Annotated in this window: 17 protein-coding genes; 9 read left to right on the plus strand and 8 right to left on the minus strand. The window is 45.1% G+C overall.

Annotation, left to right across the window (positions count from 1 at the left end; genetic code table 11):
* The first annotated feature begins 15 nt into the window (after positions 1 to 15).
* Genes BCF55_RS06460 through BCF55_RS06495 form a run of 8 tightly spaced genes read left to right on the plus strand, consistent with a single transcriptional unit; the run spans position 16 to position 9,631 of the window.
* A complete protein-coding gene (locus BCF55_RS06460; protein WP_121011701.1) occupies positions 16 to 858 on the plus strand; it encodes a glycine--tRNA ligase subunit alpha in 843 nt (280 codons plus the stop codon).
* Between the two features lie 13 nt (positions 859 to 871).
* Complete coding sequence (gene glyS, locus BCF55_RS06465) at positions 872 to 2,872, plus strand: glycine--tRNA ligase subunit beta (protein WP_121011704.1); 2,001 nt, start codon at positions 872 to 874, stop codon at positions 2,870 to 2,872.
* Between the two features lies 1 nt (position 2,873).
* The gene (gene ppsA, locus BCF55_RS06470; protein WP_121011707.1) at positions 2,874 to 5,435 is read left to right on the plus strand and encodes a pyruvate, water dikinase; all 2,562 of its coding nucleotides are present in this window, start codon (positions 2,874 to 2,876) and stop codon (positions 5,433 to 5,435) included.
* Entirely contained in the window at positions 5,432 to 6,313 is an 882-nt protein-coding gene (locus BCF55_RS06475; RefSeq protein WP_245960411.1) for a type IV pilus biogenesis protein PilM, read from the plus strand. The genes ppsA and BCF55_RS06475 overlap by 4 nt, the downstream gene beginning before the upstream one ends.
* Before the next feature lie 3 nt (positions 6,314 to 6,316).
* Positions 6,317 to 6,961 (plus strand): hypothetical protein, encoded by a 645-nt coding sequence (locus tag BCF55_RS06480; protein ID WP_121011710.1) that lies wholly within the window; start codon positions 6,317 to 6,319, stop codon positions 6,959 to 6,961.
* Complete coding sequence (pilO, locus tag BCF55_RS06485) at positions 6,962 to 7,666, plus strand: type 4a pilus biogenesis protein PilO (protein ID WP_121011713.1); 705 nt, start codon at positions 6,962 to 6,964, stop codon at positions 7,664 to 7,666.
* Between the two features lie 10 nt (positions 7,667 to 7,676).
* The gene (locus tag BCF55_RS06490) at positions 7,677 to 7,907 is read left to right on the plus strand and encodes a hypothetical protein (RefSeq protein WP_121011716.1); all 231 of its coding nucleotides are present in this window, start codon (positions 7,677 to 7,679) and stop codon (positions 7,905 to 7,907) included.
* The gene (locus BCF55_RS06495; protein WP_121011719.1) at positions 7,904 to 9,631 is read left to right on the plus strand and encodes a type IV pilus secretin PilQ; all 1,728 of its coding nucleotides are present in this window, start codon (positions 7,904 to 7,906) and stop codon (positions 9,629 to 9,631) included. The genes BCF55_RS06490 and BCF55_RS06495 overlap by 4 nt, the downstream gene beginning before the upstream one ends.
* Position 9,632: 1 nt before the next feature.
* On the opposite strand, the gene BCF55_RS06500 is transcribed toward BCF55_RS06495, so the two are convergent.
* From BCF55_RS06500 to BCF55_RS06535, 8 genes are read right to left on the minus strand one after another with little or no spacing between them, the layout of a single operon-like run.
* A complete protein-coding gene (locus tag BCF55_RS06500) occupies positions 9,633 to 10,040 on the minus strand; it encodes a hypothetical protein (RefSeq protein WP_121011722.1) in 408 nt (135 codons plus the stop codon).
* An 11-nt stretch (positions 10,041 to 10,051) separates the two neighbouring features.
* Positions 10,052 to 11,053: a PilW family protein gene (locus BCF55_RS06505; RefSeq protein ID WP_121011725.1), complete on the minus strand. Its 1,002-nt coding sequence runs from the start codon at positions 11,051 to 11,053 to the stop codon at positions 10,052 to 10,054.
* A gap of 3 nt (positions 11,054 to 11,056) precedes the next feature.
* Positions 11,057 to 11,500 carry a type IV pilus modification PilV family protein gene (locus BCF55_RS06510; protein WP_121011728.1) on the minus strand — a complete coding sequence of 148 codons (444 nt, stop codon included), beginning with the start codon at positions 11,498 to 11,500 and terminating at the stop codon, positions 11,057 to 11,059.
* The gene (locus BCF55_RS06515; protein WP_121011731.1) at positions 11,475 to 11,900 is read right to left on the minus strand and encodes a hypothetical protein; all 426 of its coding nucleotides are present in this window, start codon (positions 11,898 to 11,900) and stop codon (positions 11,475 to 11,477) included. Before BCF55_RS06515 ends, BCF55_RS06510 begins: the two co-directional genes overlap by 26 nt.
* Positions 11,897 to 15,592 (minus strand): pilus assembly protein, encoded by a 3,696-nt coding sequence (locus BCF55_RS06520; protein ID WP_121011735.1) that lies wholly within the window; start codon positions 15,590 to 15,592, stop codon positions 11,897 to 11,899. Before BCF55_RS06520 ends, BCF55_RS06515 begins: the two co-directional genes overlap by 4 nt.
* Entirely contained in the window at positions 15,589 to 15,894 is a 306-nt protein-coding gene (locus BCF55_RS06525) for a hypothetical protein (RefSeq protein ID WP_121011738.1), read from the minus strand. Before BCF55_RS06525 ends, BCF55_RS06520 begins: the two co-directional genes overlap by 4 nt.
* A gap of 59 nt (positions 15,895 to 15,953) precedes the next feature.
* Complete coding sequence (locus BCF55_RS06530) at positions 15,954 to 16,910, minus strand: ATP-binding protein (RefSeq protein WP_121011741.1); 957 nt, start codon at positions 16,908 to 16,910, stop codon at positions 15,954 to 15,956.
* On the minus strand, positions 16,900 to 17,556 hold the full coding sequence (locus tag BCF55_RS06535) for a response regulator transcription factor (RefSeq protein ID WP_121011743.1): 657 nt from the start codon (positions 17,554 to 17,556) through the stop codon (positions 16,900 to 16,902). Before BCF55_RS06535 ends, BCF55_RS06530 begins: the two co-directional genes overlap by 11 nt.
* 128 nt (positions 17,557 to 17,684) lie before the next feature.
* Between BCF55_RS06535 and BCF55_RS06540 the strand changes: the two genes are divergently transcribed.
* Complete coding sequence (locus BCF55_RS06540; RefSeq protein WP_121011746.1) at positions 17,685 to 18,152, plus strand: iron-sulfur cluster assembly scaffold protein; 468 nt, start codon at positions 17,685 to 17,687, stop codon at positions 18,150 to 18,152.
* The last annotated feature ends 1 nt before the right edge of the window (position 18,153 follow it).

Consider the following 18,153-nt stretch of genomic DNA (forward strand, 5'->3'; position numbering starts at 1 on the left):
TGTAAAATACTTGGCATGTATTTCCAGGAGATAATCATGAACCTGCACCGCTTTTGGGCGGACAAGGGTTGTTTGATATGGCAACCTTACGATGTAGAAGTTGGAGCCGGGACAATGAATCCCGCCACCTTCCTCAAGGTTCTCGGCAAAAAGCCCTGGAACGTAGCCTACGTTGAACCCTCCAGAAGACCTCAAGACGGCAGGTACGGGGAGAACCCAAACAGACTCCAGCACTACTACCAGTTTCAGGTGATACTGAAGCCTGCCCCGGAAGATCCGCAGGGCATATACCTTGAGAGTCTTGAAAAACTTGGTATAAACGTTTCTGACCACGATATAAGGTTCGTAGAGGATGACTGGGAGTCTCCAACCCTTGGGGCGTGGGGACTCGGATGGGAGGTGTGGCTTGACGGCATGGAGATAACCCAGTTTACCTACTTCCAGCAGTCTGGAGGATTGGACCTTGACGAGATTTCAGTTGAGATAACCTACGGTTTAGAGAGGATAGCTATGTACATTCAGGAAGTAGACAGCGTGTTTGACATAGAATGGAAGGAGGGAGTAACCTACGGAGAGATATTCAAGAAGGCTGAGTGGGAATGGAGCACCTATAACTTTGAGAAGGCTGACACCGATATGCTCTTTAACCTCTTTGAGCTTTATGAAAAGGAATCCAGAAGACTTATAGAAGAGGGACTTGTGTTGCCGGCTTACGATTACCTTCTTAAATGTTCTCACACCTTCAACCTCCTTGATGCTAGGGGTGCCATCTCCGTTCAAGAGAGGGCAAGGTACATAAGAAGGATGAGCAACATGGCTAAGGAAATAGCCCAGCTCTACCTTGAGCTTATGCAGTAATATATTGTTAGCGATGGGTGACCTCCTCATTGAAATCGGGACAGAAGAGCTTCCCTCCTCGGTTATAGTTCCTGCACTTGACTTTTTCAAGGGTAAGTTTTCGGAGATTTTAGGTAGAGAAGATATAGATACTTACGGTACACCCAGGAGGCTTGTGTTTCACATTAAAGACTTTACCGATACAAAGGAAGTTAAGGAAGAGTTGGTGTTTGGTCCCCCCTGGGCAGTTGCCTTTGATGGAGAGGGAAAACCCACAAAGGCTTTGGAAGGTTTCCTGAACAGATACGGTGTAGGTCCTGAAAGAATAGTAAAAGAGAGGAAAGGAAAGGGGGAATACGCGGCTTTAAGGATAATTCACGAAGAAAAAAGCAGGCTTGAGCGCCTTAAAGAAGAATTTGAGGAGCTTCTCCTTTCAGTACCTTTCCCGAAGCGAATGAGATGGACATCTTCAAAAAAGATTACCTTCTCAAGACCGGTGAGGTGGATTCTCGCCCTGCATGGAGACAGGGTGGTTGAGCTCAGGTTTGGAGAGTTGTCTTCAGGCAATAAGACCAAGGGGCACCGATTTCTCTCAAAAGGTTGGATAGAAGTACGGAAAGCTGAGGATTACTTCCATCTTATGGAAGACAATTTTGTAATACCGTCTCTTGATAGAAGGAAGGAGCTTATACTTAAAGGTATAAAAGAGGAAGCCAAGAAGCTTGGAGCGGAGCCTAAATACCCTGATGGACTCCTTGATGAGGTTGCCAATCTTGTTGAATATCCCTTCGTAGTTACGGGCGGTTTTGAGGAAAAATATCTTGAACTACCTGAAATGGTGATAATAACCGTTGCAGCCCACCACCAGCGATTCTTCTGTCTGTCCAGAGAAGGGAAGCTCATAAATCGCTTTATAGGTATAAGCAATAACACTCCCAAAACAGACCTGATAAAAAAGGGGTATGAAAAAGTTTTAAGAGCAAGACTTGAAGATGCCCTATTCTTCTACAGAGAAGACCTGAGAACCCCCCTTGAAGAGCTTGTTCCAGCACTCAAAAACGTACTTATACACCCCAAGATAGGTACGGTTCTTGAAAAGGTTGAAAGGTTAAAGAGGATATCAAAGGAACTCTGTAGAAAGCTGGGATGCGATAAAGCTACGGAAAGAAGGGTTGAGAGGGCTGCCCTCCTATCAAAGGCTGACCTTCTCACAGAGATGGTAAAGGAGCTTGACGAGCTTCAGGGATACATGGGATACGTTTACGCCCTGAAACATGGTGAGGACGAAGAGGTTGCAAAGGCTTTATACGAGCAGTACAAGCCTAAGGGGGTGGAGGATACAGTTCCCCAGACACTCACGGGTGCAATCCTTTCCCTATCTGATAAGATTGACGACCTTATAAGCTTCTTCTCCGCTGGAGAGATACCAAAGGGCAGTTCAGACCCGTTCGGTCTCAGAAGGGCAGCTTTTGGTGTATTTAGAATCCTTGAAGACAAAGGATGGGATATTGACCTGAGGGAGTTCTTTCCCCTTTATCCAGAGGTTAAGAACACAGAAGAGCTGGAAAGGTTTCTTGCCCAGAGGTTGGAAAGCTATCTTGAAAGGTACGGTTACGATATCATAAGGGCGGTTCTCAAAGCTGAGAGTCCATTTAAGCCTTACAGTGTAATGAAAAAGGTTAAAGAACTGAGCAGGGTCAGGAACACCGAAGCGTTTGTGGATATATACGAAGGATACAGAAGAGTTGTTAAAATATTACCCAAGGAGTGGGAGAACTTTGAGGTGAACGAGGAGCTCTTAAAGGAAGCCCAGGAGATAAACTTATGGAGAGAGGTGAGGGAGTTGGAAGGAAGGGACTTTACCCTTGAGGAACTTGCAGGTCTCAGGAAACCCATAGATGAGCTCTTTGATAACGTCCTTATCATGGATAAGGATGAAAACATAAGAAACAACAGGCTGTCTCTACTAAACAGAGTTAAAAGACTGTTCAATAGATATGCTGACTTAAGTGAGGTAGTTTTGCAGGAGGTTTAGTATGAACAAAGAAGCTCTCGTTCTGTGGCTTGACGAACTCACAATTGAGGACATTCCAATTGCAGGAGGCAAAAATGCATCCCTCGGAGAGATGATAAAAAACCTCAGCCCCTTAGGCATAAACATACCTTACGGTTTTGTCGTTACCTCAACCGCCTATTACAGGTTCATTGAATTCAACAACTTGAGAGATAAGATAAGAAAGACTCTTGAAGGGCTTGATGTAAATGATGTCAGAGACCTCGCTAAGAGAGGATACGCCATAAGAGAGCTGATAAAGGGCGGTGAATTCCCACCCGAGATAGAGGAGTTGATAAAAGACTACTACCACAGACTCTCGGAAAAATACAACACCCATGCGGTAGACGTTGCCGTTCGTTCCTCCGCGACGGCAGAGGACCTTCCAGATGCATCCTTTGCGGGACAACAGGAAACCTACCTGAACGTAGTTGGAGCGGAAAACGTCCTGACAGCCATCAAAAACTGTTTCGCATCCCTCTTTACAGACAGGGCTATATCTTACAGAGAATCCTTTGGCTTTGACCACTTTAACGTAGGTATAGCGGTAGGTGTCCAAAAGATGGTCAGATCCGATATGGGAGCCTCAGGGGTTATGTTTACCCTTGATACAGAATCTGGCTTTGAGGACGTTGTGGTAATAAACGCCGCCTACGGTCTTGGTGAGCTCATAGTCCAGGGTATGGTTACACCCGATGAGTACATGGTTTTCAAGCCAACCTTTCAGAACGGTTACTCGGCGATCATAGAGAAAAAACTTGGCAAGAAAGACAGGAAAATGGTTTACGGTACTGGCGAGGAGAGGACAAAGATAGTGAACGTTCCCCTTACAGACCAGAAGAGGTTTGCCCTTGAGGACGATGAAATACTTAAGCTTGCCCAATGGGGAGTACTCATAGAAAAACATTATTCAGAGAAGAAAGGAAAATGGACTCCTATGGATGTAGAGTGGGCAAAGGATGGGCTTTTGAACGAGCTCTTCATAGTCCAGGCAAGACCTGAGACAGTTCATTCAAGAAAGGAAAAGAATGTAATAAAGGTCTACAAGATACTTGAACCTGAATACAAGCGTGCCGAAAAGAGGATAGTTCAGGGTATAGCTGTAGGGGATAAAGTAGCCACAGGCAGGGTGAGGGTGCTCTTTGACCTTAAGGACGCAGAGAAGTTTCAGGAAGGAGAGGTTCTGGTTACAGACATAACAGACCCAGACTGGGAACCTATAATGAAAAAGGCTGCCGCAATAGTTACAAACAGGGGAGGAAGGACAGCCCACGCCGCCATAGTAGCCAGGGAACTCGGAATTCCCGCCGTTGTGGGAACAGGAAATGCGACAGAGGTTTTAGAGACAGGTATGGAGGTAACTGTCTCCTGTGCCGAGGGAGAAACGGGGTACGTCTATAGAGGTATTTTGGAATTTGAAGTTGAAGAAGTAAACATAGAGCAACTCCCCAGACCGAAGACAAAAATAATGATGAACGTTGGAAATCCTGAATCTGCCTTCAGACATGCATCTATACCAAATGACGGAGTTGGGCTTGCAAGAGAAGAGTTTATAATAGCGAACTACATAAAGATACACCCGCTCGCCCTCATACACTACGAGGACATAAGGGAGCTTTATGAAAGGTTGGAGAAACAGGGACTCGTTGATGATAGAGGTTTTGTCACCTTCAGAGCTATATACGCGAATGCCAACGGGGCTTTGAAGGAGAAACTTTCTAAAGGAAAGGAAAAGAGAAACATAAATCTGAAGCATTTGCTTTCCGAGATAGACAAGTACACCTTTGGATACGACGACAAGAAGACTTACTACATAAAAAAGCTCTCCTACGGAATAGCAAAGATAGCAGCCGCCTTTTACCCAAATCCTGTGATAGTGAGGTTTTCAGATTTCAAATCCAACGAGTATGCAAACCTCATAGGGGGACAGCTCTTTGAACCTGAGGAAGAAAACCCTATGATAGGATGGAGGGGAGCCTCTCGTTACTACTCGCCCATATTCAAAGAAGCATTCGGTATGGAATGTCAGGCTATCCTGAGGGTCAGAAACAAGATGGGTCTTACCAACACAAAGGTGATGATTCCCTTCTGCAGAACCCCTCAGGAAGGTGAGAGGGTTCTCTCGGTTATGGAAGAGTTCGGGTTGAGGAAGGGAGAAAATGGACTTGAAGTATACGTGATGGCAGAGCTACCAAGCAACGTTGTGTTGGCGGACGTATACGCGGACATATTTGATGGGTTCTCCATAGGCTCCAACGACCTCACCCAGCTGACTCTTGGAATAGATAGGGACTCAGAGCTTGTCGCCCATCTTTACGACGAAAGAAACGAAGCTGTTAAGAGGTTAATAGCTCAACTCATAAAAACAGCCAAAGGAAAGAATAAGAAGGTTGGGATATGTGGACAGGCGCCTTCAGACTTTCCAGATTTTGCCCAGTTCCTTGTGGAGCAGGGTATAGACAGCATATCTCTAAACCCGGATTCCGTTCTTAAAACATTGCTCGCAGTAGCCGAAATGGAAAAGAAGATGGGGGTAGTCAAATGAAACTGGCATTGAAAATGCCGAGTCTGGGGAGGGTTTTCAAGAAAACCAAAACGGGTGTGTCCGTGTACTTAACTGACAAGGTATTCCGGGTCCTTGAGCTCGGTGCAGACCGGAAACCTATTTTTGAGCCTGTAGAGCTGGTGTTTGAGCATGAAACCGATGAGGAAAAGAGCAAAGTCATAACTAACGTTATAGATAAACACAAGCTCAGGGGCAAGGAAGTTGTGACCTGCTTAACCGCAGATGAGGGAATGCTGAAGTTTCAAAAATTCCCAATCGCCATGGCTAAGAAAGACCTCATGGAAGCTATTGACTGGTACATAAAGTCTGAAACCCAGCAGATCAAGGAAGAGACTATATACGACTATTACTTCCTTGAGAAGGAGCCAGATGATAAATACATCAGGGTAGTCATAACCATAGCCCGAAAGAACTCAGTTGATAAGCTTAAAGAGAACCTGAAAAGGTTTGGACTTACACCCAAGATAATAGACTATGAGATAGTTGACATAATCAATTACGGTTTGATGAATAAGCTCCCGCTTCCCTTCTCCATACTTTACATTGATTACTATGAAGCCGTTTTAACTTACTACTCAAAGGGAGCTATATCTTACAACAAGATAGAGTTTAACTATAAACGCTTCAAGGAGGATATGGATACAACCCTACTTGACACATTCCTGATTGAGGTGAGGAACCTGCTCGTAATAAACGAGATATCAAACGTTTACCTTGCAGGACCGATAATAGCGGATGAGGAAACCCTTGAAAATATCATGATGAACTTACCGGTCCTGGGAATACTTGACCTTGAAAACGTGCCTCCAGCCTTCTTTATACCTTACGTTCTATCGGTAAGAGGATTGGAGGAGTAGGAGATGATAAGGATAAACTTTATAAAGAAGGAGAAGAGGGGGTTCGCTCTCCCCAGCGTTTCCCTTGAACAGCTTAAGAAACTGGATGTAAGGGAACTCGCTAAGGACAAGGCTATACTTGCAATTCCAGCTGTGGGTGTTGCCCTTTTAGCTGGGGAAATATTCTACAGCTTCCAGCTCAAACAGGAGATAGAATCCTTACAGAGAGAGGTTAACAACCTTACAGCCCAAAGGAACGACCTTAAAAAGAAGGCGGATGCAATTCAGGCAAGAAAAAAAGCTCTAACGGCTGAGATAAACACCGTCAAGAACAGGATAAGACAGCTTGAACTGAGCAAAGACCTTATACTCGTCTTAAAAGGCTACTATGAACCTTTTAACAGCTCGCTGGTTTATCTATACAACTTTGTCCCTTCCACGGTGTGGTTTAACAGCCTATCCCAGAATATGGACTTTCAGAGGGTGAACGTTGAGCTCTCCTTTGGTTCCTACGATATTGACTCTATTAAGAATTTCTTCACCATAGTAAAGAAGGAGTTTCCCCAGCTTACGCCGAGTGAGATAAAGAAGCAAGAAAATCCAAACGGGATAATTTATTATGTATCCTCAATAAAATTTGGAAGAAACTTTACAAGTGGGGGAGAATAGATGCCTAGCATTAAAGAACAGTGGGAAGCTACACCTCTATGGCAGAAGGCTGTAGTTTCTGTAGCGCTACCTCTCGTAGCCATAGGGGCTGTTTGGTTTTACGTTATATCCCCGGACATGGAGAAGAAGGACAAGCTCTTGAAGGAGAAAGACCAATTAAATCAGGAGATTGCAAGGTATAAAAGATTAATAAGGCCTGACGCCTTGAAATCCCTTGAAGAGCAGTTAGAAAAACTTAAAAAAGAGGAAGAGGTTAAGAAACAGGAACTTGAAAAAGTAGTCGGTAAAATACCAACCCAGGAAGAGATAGAGAAGGTCTTTGGTGAAATAAACGATATAGCTGCCTCAAAGGAGCTCATAATAACCAGGATATCCATATCACCGCCAAGGACACAGAGCCTGGAGCTCGTTGAGAGCGAAGGCAAGAAGTTTGTCAAAACTGCAGCACAGCCTCAGCAGCAACAAAAGAGGAGGGGACGAGCGCCTCAAAAACAGGCTCAACCGGTCGCTGAGCGTGGTGTCCCCGTAACCACAATGGAGGTTTCCATGAACCTTGAGGGGACAACGGAAAATCTATACAGTTTCCTTGAAGCTATATACAAAAGGGGTCTGGTATCCTATCCTAAATCTTTGAGCATAAAGCCCGTTAGTGGTAAAGGAACAGTTGAGGCTGCCGTTACTATAGATGTAATATTGCAAAAATGAGGTGAGAACCATGAGAGGAAAGATTACCGTTCTTACAGCCGCATTGGTTATAGGTGTAATGCCCTCTCTCGGGAAGGACCCGTTTATGAATAAGGAAAACGCCGTAGGTTACATAGTGATTGACAACCAGGGAATGCCAGAGAAGTATCTGGTTCTTGAGAGTAAAGATGAAGGCGTCAAGCTTATAAGAACAGAGTACGAGCCAAAAGAAGTACTCAAGCAGGGAGGGAAAAAGAAATGAAAAGGGTTATAGTTGCTTTTCTCGTCTTGGTTTTTTCTATTTCATTCTCCCAGACAATCCAAGAGATGAAGTTTGAGGAGGTAAGCCTTGATACGGTCGTCAAAGCTCTGGCTAAAGCTGTGAAGAAGAACATAATAATAGATCCAGCCATAAAGGATATCCTAAGTACAAAGGCGAACATATATATACAGAAACCTGTCAGCGTCAATGAGGCTTTTAACCTGATACTTAAAGAATACGGTTTAATTGCCGTTCCGGTGAATGAAGGTATATACAAGATAACCAAGGCTGGAGAGCTTGAGATAAACGTAGGGGAGCTTGATGAATCCGACATGGAAAAGGTCATAGACCTCCTCAAGAGACGGGTGAGCCCTTCTGCCGAGATAGTCATAGATAAAACTTTGAAAACCTTATACATAAGAGACAGTGAGAGTAACGTAAAGAAGCTGGAAGGAATTTTGAAAAAATACATAGATAAACTGCTCGCCGCAAAGACGGTGGGCATTGAAGAAAGACCTGAGGCGGTAGTAACCAAGGTCTTTTACTTAAAAACCATAGGTATTGATGACGCAAAGCAACTCCTGGCTCCACACATATCAAAGGAGACGTTAATAACTGAAGCTCCTACTTTCAACGCCCTTGTGATAACCGACACCACAGAGAGGGTAAAGAAATACGAAGAGGTGCTCAAGGAGTTCCTTGTCTCGTCTCCTGCAGCCCGAAAACCGGTAACGGAGATATTCTATCTCAGGTACATAAGCCCCCAGGAATTCATAAAGATGATAGAACCTATCAGGTCGGAGGCAGGGCTTATACTTACAGGTGGAGCTGTAAAGGTTGAGAAAGGAGCTGCACCAGGTCAGCAGGGGCAGGCACAGCAGAAGGAAACTGTAACCCCAGTACTTAAGGAATTCAACGCCGTCATGATTACAGACTACCCTGAGGTCATAGAGAAGATAAAGGAGCAGTTCAGTGAGTATATAAGTGACGTTCCGCCCCAGGTAAAGATAGAGGCGAGGATTCTTGAGGTCAGGAACGAGGTCGTCAGAGAACTCGGTATAAACTGGAGTGCACTCCTCTCCAACGTCAAGGTCTCTCAGAGCTGGAGTGGAGGGGCAGGTGTTAACCTTGGAGTGGGGCAGGCAGGAGCCATAACACCAGGACTGAGTGCAACACCTGGAGGCATATTAACTTTCACCTACGCCAAAGGCGCTTTGAATGCGTTAAACCTCAGACTGTCCGCCTTTGAAAGGATAGGTAAGATAAAGAACTTGGCAAAACCAACCATAATAACCATAAACGGACAGAACGCTGTGATAAAACAGGGTCAGGAGATCCCCTATCAGACTGCTGTTATAGCAGGTGGAGCTGCCCAAGCCAACGTTCAGTTCAAGGAAGCTGTCCTTGAGCTTGACGTTCTGCCTATTATATCCCCGGACGGAAGGATACTACTTGACATAAAGCTAAAACAGGACACACCTGGTGTTCAAACACCCCAGGGACCGGCGATAAACAAGAAAGAGGTCACTACAAAGGTGATAGTTAACAACGGAGATACCATAGTCATAGGCGGAATTATAGATACCCAAAGCAACAAGACAAACGAAGGTGTCGCAGGGCTTGTAAGGGTTCCTATACTGAAGTGGCTGTTCGGTCAGGAGAGAATATCAAATACGGACGTTGAGTTGCTTATATTCATAACACCAAGTATCTTGACCGAATAGGCTACTCAACTCTGTAAACGAATTCAACTATAGCTCTCTCTGCCGAGGTCGCACCCCGGGCTTCTACCTGTATGGCGTAGACGTATGTTCCAAATCTGTTTATGTCCCCAAGGTAGGTTGCACTAACCGTATATCCAGGAATATTTGATACATATGTTTCCAGGTCTATGGAACCTCCAGCAGAGCATACACCTCCACCATTGCAGGATAGGGTTCCATCAAGTATCTTCTGAACTATGTATTCAGATGCGCCTTTTGCTGCTTCAAGAGCTCCGGAGTACCTTTTGCTTATACCGCTTATCTGAGTACCTGTAACCAGCATGAACATCAAGGCAGCAATTATAACAAGAGCTATCAATCCCAAAATGAGTGTCGTTATTAAAGCTATACCCCTTTCATTGCCGCCCATACTAAATCCTCCTAAAGGTTCATAGCTTTAACAAAGAGCTTTAGAACCTTCCATCTGTAATTCTGAAAGTCAACAGGCAGGTTTAGGTCCAGTGAGCCAGCTCCTGTGTCCGTCCTCACACAAGCTCCACTTGGAGACGTTCCGCAAGGCACGGTGTTTACAAAGGTAAATCCAGGGTCTATTCTCCCTTCCTGAACAAGTACGTATATGTTCACCTTCTTAAGCCCACTTCGTACTTCCTGAGAAGTGACAAGGCCATCATTGTCAAGGTCTAAGTCGTTGGTGTCCGTAGTAGAGTTAAAGACACCGTCGTAAACGTCTACGGAGCCATCTCCGTTTCTGTCTATGTCAAACCTCACTCTCCAGTCTGCTACACAGTTGAGTAACGGGTTTCCTGCACCGTCACCAACAGCTCTAAGAAGGTTTCGTGTATTGGGGTGACACGTGCTCAAGTTCTGTGAGTTACTTAATACATAACTTATCCGGTTACAGTACTGAGTGATACACCCACCAGTAACAGTATTATCGTAGGGTATGGCTACATAGAACCCACTGCCGGGGCAGGTGCCCACTGTACCATCAGCGATATACTCCCTGTTACCGGCTCCTAAGAACACTACGTTTGTCCCTGAAGGTATATCATCACCTGCAATCCTGGTATAACCGGCACTGCAATCAACAAGATTCCACCCAACAGTGCTCTGATTAGTATTGTTCATAACGGAACGTATGGTGAGCTGCTCTTTGTTTGGATACAGGGTATCAGATGTGGCAACATTACTAACTTCAACCGGCAGGTCGGGTTGGTCTTCCCCTATACCGTAGCCTGCGTGCTCTATATCAAGCCTAAGAAGCTCCAGGCCGACCGAAGTTTCCACCTGGGTTTCTATAGATTTACTCTCCCTCTTAAAGCCTCTGAGCAAATTCGTAAAGGCTATGTAAGCTCCCGCTAGAACTATGAATATTATTACCATAGTAACCAGAAGCTCAATTAACGTAAATCCCCTTTTCATGCTTTACCTTCCTATAAAAGTTCTGGTTTCGTAAGAGTAATTCCTTTCCCTATAAGTCCAGCAAACTTCCACGTATAACTCCTTTATGTTGGTCCTATCCGTAACCGTCCATCCCACTCTGTAATTTACATTAGTATTCCTTACCTGTCTGGTAACCACGTTAGCACCGCTCGTGTCCAGGCACGGTGTAGAAACGTTTACCGTGGTGTTGTCGTTACAGTCTATATTTACGACAGGTATATTAGCAAAGGGGGTTGACCTCATATTTTCAATACACTCCTGAGCCACGCTTCCAGCTTCCTCCCTCATAAAGTTTAAGAGGTTATACTGTAACGATATAAGCAGACCAGCCAGCAGACCGAATAAAATTATAGCCAGTATGACAAGAGCAACCAGAGCTTCCACCAGGGTAAAGCCCCTATCACCTCGGATTGCAGTTAGTTCCATCGTATACCCCCATCCTTACTCTTGTAACCACTGATACAACACAGCTGTACTGTGGGTTCACGTTCGCGGTACCGTTGTAAACTATAGAGCTGTTATTAAATACACCCCGATCTGTAATGGATATAGCACCTATAAAAGGATTCTCAAGATTTATGCAGTCTATATCTGTTGTGCCATCGTTTATACATATTACATGTCCATTAGCAACCACATTCAGATTCCTCTTCTGGGAAAAGGCTATCGCCCTCGCTTTCTGGACGAACACGTAAATGTCTTTCGTGTCAGCTTCAATTGACCACCTCACCCTCCAGTCCTTATACATAAGCGTAGCAAAGCCCAGCATCACAGCTATTATCAGGAACAGAATCAAAAGCTCTATCAGTGAAAGTCCCCTGTTCATTTCTCTATCCACAGAATAATCTTACCGGAAGCTCCACCACCGCTTGGTAGGGTAGGAGGCGATTCCGGTGTAGTTCCTTTGAACCATTCGGTCGTACTTCCACTCTCCTGAGTGAAACTTCCCTTGCCAACAACCTCAATATTTCCTCTGGAGAGCTGTAGCAGGACAGCCATGCTTTCCGGGACGTTAGCTATGTAATTGGGGCAGCTTGTATCAAGTAATCCTTGCCCGGTAGCACAGTTGAGCCCCCACAGCCGCGACCTACCCCCAAAACCGCACAGATTCCCTGTTGGCTGGGTTGTTGCAAACAGAACAACGTCAAAGCTTGTCACTGCAGGGTCGGATATGAGCCTCTCCTTTGAGAAATCTGTATCCTTTGGTGCAAGCTCCCTATACCAGCTGAAGAGACCGCTTCCACCCTCAAGCTCGCTGCAAGAGTTATTGGAACTCTTTGCTGCGTTTATGTTACAGCTCCCACCAGTCAGACAATCATCAATCCTGACACCATAGAGTTTCTCCTTGTCGTTAGCATTCTGCCCAGGTTCATCGTCCTTGTAGAACCACCGACCAGTACCGAAGAATATGTAGTTCATACCGAAGCACTTCATGTATTCAACTTTTGAGGTAACAGGCTCCACAGCACTGTTGAACACCTTTACAACATCCCAAGGATTCGTTGCGTCTGCCGGATTATCTCCAGTAACTTTAATACCCAGAACGTTACCCTGCCATGTGCTTCCAGAAAGTTTATTAACACCAAAGAAAACCATGTCCGTGTTGCCGTCCCCGTTGTAGTCTATCCCTTCTGTAAATAGACGACCGCCAAAGGAGTTGTTGAAACTTGAGAGGGTGCTATCCTCAATAACCGTATAGCCTGTTGTAACGGTCAGACGGGTAGCGTCATCAGCTACTATGTACTTGTTTGCTATCTTAAAGGAGTCATCCATTTCCAGTATAAAAAGCCTCAAGTCCTGAGCCGCATCACCACACAGGGAGGTCGGACCTGAAGCGAACATTATAAAATGCTTTCCGTTTACTTTTATATGGGCTGGTCCTGAGTATGTTAAACCCAGGTCAGGATGGGTGAACTCCCATAGAAATACGGGGTTTTGCGGGTCGGTTATATCAAGGGCGAAGTACGAAGAGTACCCAACACAGCTACTGGGGTCTGAAGGGTCTGAACAGGTATCCGAGGGGGGATTTGTACAGCATGTTGATGATGGTGTTGTAGTGCAACTGCCGGAGCACCCGCATCCTCCACCAAGTCTCATACCGCCTATGAGTATCGCCGTTTCTGGTATACCATCTCCATTCTTATCAAGGCGCATCACATAGGGCTGCATATCAACTATGTATATGTGGTTATAGTTAGGGTCAGCGAGTTTTTTTAGGTAGGGAAGGGCGTTCTTAGGAATGAAAGCCCACTCCTCGTCACCGAGTTTGACGTCTGTACAGTTACCCGTGAGCTCATCGCAGAGTTTGACTATGTCGTTTGTGGAGAGACCGTCTGTCCTGAGGGCACCCACTCTGAAGGCGTGAAGCATACCATCGTTTGCACCCACGTAAACCATCCCGTAGTTACCATAATCCACTATCGCAGGGGTTGAGTATACTATGTCCCCCAGCTTCCATACGTTACCCGAAGAGTCTGCACGTCTGTCTCTACAGCCGTCTACGTGCTCCCCCCTGATAAACTTGATTAGATCCTCCTCACTGCCGATACACCCAGGAAAGTCTGTCCCAAGGAGACTCTTAAACTTGTCCTTGTCAGCAACAGTAAACGTAACCATAACGTCGTTTCCGAAATTATCTTCTCCGACCGTATATATTGTTCTGTCATCAGGGTCTTTGTTTTTCAGGATTTCTCCGGCTTCCCAGACATCGTGAACTTCATCTAAGGAGTTGTAAGTTATGTCAGGGTTCACCGTTGGTGTGGTTGGATCGTCTCCGCGTATAATCAAGTTACCGGATGTATCCACATCAAAGTCAAGTATATAATCCTCATTTACGTTCAATACCCTATCCTCAACGGTATCCTCCCTTATCTCCTGGGCTGAAGATGTGTAATAGAACCAGTAATTGTATAGGTATCCTATCCAGTTGACCTTGTATCCTCCGAGGAAAGGCTTTTCCGGGTAGAATACAGCCTGTATGACTGAGTTACCCTTTGTTCCTCTCCTTGAGAGGATTGAGACCGAGCTTGCTGAGGATGTTTTCTTAAGGATATCCCTTATGAAAGCCAAGATACTGTCCTTTATCTGTACAGCGTTCTCGGCTTTGAGAAAAGTATCGGGCAAGCCGTCGCCGTTCTTGTCCCAGTCGGAGTAGGTTGTATCTATAATTCCGTCATCGTTCGGGTCACTCGGGAGAGGGGTGCATCCGCTACCTCTCCCGCTTCCACAGTCGTCCATTGTGCAAGTTTGCCAGGGATAGTGCGCACCAGAGCCGTTCCAGAGTGAACCTGAAGTTCCGCCGGGCCAAGTACCTACAGCGGTATCAAAAGAACCGTATATGGCTACGTTCTGCAAGGACCTTTCCCCTGTTCCACCGAGGAACATCCCGAGAGAGTAAACACCCGAAACGTTTATGTCATAATCCTCACCAAGGGTGCTCACCGTCCTAAGCACGTCAGTGTGTATCCTATAGGCAGGTACCACAGGGTCAACGGAGTAATTCTCATACCCAGAGCTGTCTATTGAACAACGCCAGTCGGCAGGGTTTCCTCCATAGTTCCACTGCCCATCGGAGGCGAGAATCACAAAGTTTTTTGCACAGGGTGCCAGCTGACAGTTCTGCTTCTTGTAGTCACATACGTACAGAGGGTCCTTATACTTGTCACTTGTCCCTGCAAGGTCAAAACCATTGGCGTAGTTATGGTCGTTACTCTGTTTAAAGTAATCGTAAGCTTCCCATAGGGCAATGGCTGTCCCTGTTACACCGTTTGGCTCAACCCTGTTTATAAACCTCTTCAGATAGGTATAGGGATGGTCAGGGTCAGCATCGCCTGGGTCACCGCTCCCCGTGTAAGGGTAGTCTCCTATATAGACCTTCTGGGACCTTAGCCCTGCAGAGTAAAAGAGGGCTCCGAACCTTGGCTTTGCAGGCTCGTTTTCCATAACCTGCAGTATCCCCTGTATCCTGGACTTTGGCACACGCACCCTTTCAAATAGAGGTGTAGCCTCAAGCACACAGTAGTCTCCAGTACAGACCAGGTCAGGGTCACAGTCGGTAGCAGTAAAAGCGTCACTGTAATCACACTCCCGTGGTCTTCCCCCGGTTATAGCCCACCTGAGGAGGTCTATCCTTGACATAAAGTGAAAGTTCAGACAGGAGCCCATGTAGAGCTTGTTATTGTCTATATAGTTGTATCTCTGAGGGCACGGCTCCGGAGTTCCGGTTGTCTCCTCCCAGTAACCTGCACTGTCGTTAAATCTGTACACGCGGTCAGGTATAAAGTAACCTTCCTCCTGCCCTGTGTATGTCCCCCTACAGGTTTCTGAACCGTCGCAAAAGCCAACTCCATCGTCCTTAGGATTATAGGCACTCCAGTCCATACTACCACTCACGTCTATCACGAAGAGTATGTTGGGAGAAACGGCTGTAGTCAGAAAAGGAGGCACGTTACAGGTAGCCGCACCGTAAACCAGACCAAAACTCATAAGAGTAAGTAAGGCTCCAAACAGACTTCTCATGGCTGCTCCCTCTCTTCCTTGTCTAACAGCTCTTCAATACCCAAGAGATGTACATCCCCGGGGTACTTACATGGGTTTGCTGTTGCCTTGAAGGCTATCTTCTTTCCAACATACAGGTCCAGCTGTTCAGGATTATTTGCAAGCAACTCCTGGACTCCATAACAATCGTCAGCTTTCACGTATACAAGTACCTTATTTCCCTCTATACCCTTTACTATACCTGTCGCTCTGTATTCTCCAGGGTAAGCCTGCCCCACCATAAAGAGCAACACCAATACAGACAGAATAGCCAGCACCTTCATACCTGAACCTCCACGCTTCTAAGGAAAGGATACAGAGGTTCTATGAAAGAATCGTGAACTTAAAAACAGACAACAACTGTGAATCTTCCCTTAGTTCTTATCCGCATACCAAACCCTAATTTTTCACATATATACCTCGCTATCTTTAAACCCAAGCCACTACCTTCTTCTCCTCCTTTTGGTTTCACATCATTACGAACGACCAGAATATTTCTCCTCTTATATCTGAGTAGGCGAACGTAAACCCTATTGTCAGAGTGCTTTATGGCGTTATCTACGAGGGTATCTATCAACATATACATGTAAGTCGGGTTTCCTTTCACTCTTATGCTTGAGTTTACCTGTAATCTTATATCTTTTTTACTGGTATCACCGTAAAGAACTGTTATTTCAAGCAACATCTGGGGTAAGTTTATACTTTTTACAGCTTCCTCTTGACCAGACTGGAGAGTCTCTATAGCATCAATGGTACTGTTGTAAGTGTTTTCAAGAACCTCTATACTTCGCCTTAGCCTCTGCTGGAGCGTTGGCTCTTTCATCAGTTCTACGTTCAGCTTGTGGGTCGCCAAGAAATTACCGAGCCTATGGGTCAAAGCAAGGAGCATAACATTTAAAAGCTCTTTGTTGTCTCTCTCTCTTCTTATGTATCTGTAAAGAGTATAGTAGAAAAGCAGCAGTAAGATTATCAGGGAACTTGCCTCCCAAAGAACAACAAAAGTTGTATAGGATATCAGCTTATCTTTGATATATTCATCCTTTACGAGTACATAATGTCTACCTGTATAGGCAAGAATTGAATAATCTTTTTTTAAAATCGGCTTTTCTGATAGAAGAAGGTACTCTGGATACGGTTCACTTCTGTTATAAAGAATTAATTTTGAATATATATACGCTTCTCTTATCAGATTGTCTTCAATTATAGCCTTTATATACAGGACAGTTGTTAAATTTATTATAGAAAAACTGGCAATTATAACTGTAATAAGTGTGATAATGATCTTATTTTCAAACTTCATCCTGAACCAGCTTGTATCCTACACCTTTATAGGTTTTTATATACTCAGGAGGAATCACTTTACGAAGCTCTTTTATGTATGCTCTGACTACATCCGTCCCCACGGGTTTGTCTTCCCATATGCAGTTCAGTATAGTTTGAGTGCTTACAACTCTTCCCCTATTCCTTATGAGTAGAGTTAGAAGTTCCCATGCTGTCTTGGAGATGTGGACTTCTTCACCTGACTTGCGAATTACCTTACCTCCCAAATCTATTTCAACATCTCCTATTGAAACCAAGTTATCCGTACCCCTTCTCCTGAGCAAAGCCCTGAGTCTGAGAATCAATTCCCTAGGTTCAAAGGGTTTGGTTATGTAATCATCGGCTCCAAGGTTAAAGCAAACCTCTTTATCCTGTAAGGTCCTCTTGGCAGTGAGGACAAGCACAGGAATATCTATACCTCTTTCTCTTAAATTCTTTAGTATCTCCTCTCCGCTTCCGTATTTCAGTATCAGGTCCAAGACCAAAACGTCATAAGCTTCCGCAACGGTTGGGTCGTAAAATTCCCTGTCATCCTGTATCCACCTTACCTCGCACCCTTCTCCCTCCAGGTACTCCTTCAAACTCTCCCCAAGTATAGGGTCATCTTCTATCAACAGAACCCTCATCTCCCAAAATTCTAATATATTTGAGATACTTAAAATATAAACCCGTGACACTTGACATCTATCATAACTGGGTTGTGGCACAAACAGATATTTATACTTGTAGAATTTAAAAATTAGGAGGTGCTGAAATGAGCTTTGAATACAATGAGAAGGTGCTTGACCACTTTTTAAACCCCAGGAACGTGGGTGTTCTTGAGGATGCAAATGGTGTGGGACAGTGCGGTAACCCTGCCTGTGGAGACGCCATGCTCTTTACGATAAAGGTAAATCCCGAGAATGACATAATAGAGGATGTCAGATTTAAGACCTTCGGATGCGGTTCCGCTATAGCGGTGAGTTCCCAGCTTACGGAGATGATAAAGGGCAAAGACATAAACTACGCCCTGAACCTGACTTACAAAGACATATTTGATGAGCTTGGAGGTCTGCCTCCCCAGAAGATACACTGCACAAACCTGGGTCTTGAAACCCTTCATGTGGCTATAAAAGACTATCTCCTCAAGCAGGGCAGAGAAGAAGAAGCCGCTAAGATACCTGACTGCTATGAAGAGGAGGAAGAAGAAGAACAGGGCGAGTTTGAGTTTCTAAGCACGTAAT

This window comes from Hydrogenivirga caldilitoris, from assembly GCF_003664005.1.
Classification (GTDB): domain Bacteria; phylum Aquificota; class Aquificia; order Aquificales; family Aquificaceae; genus Hydrogenivirga; species Hydrogenivirga caldilitoris.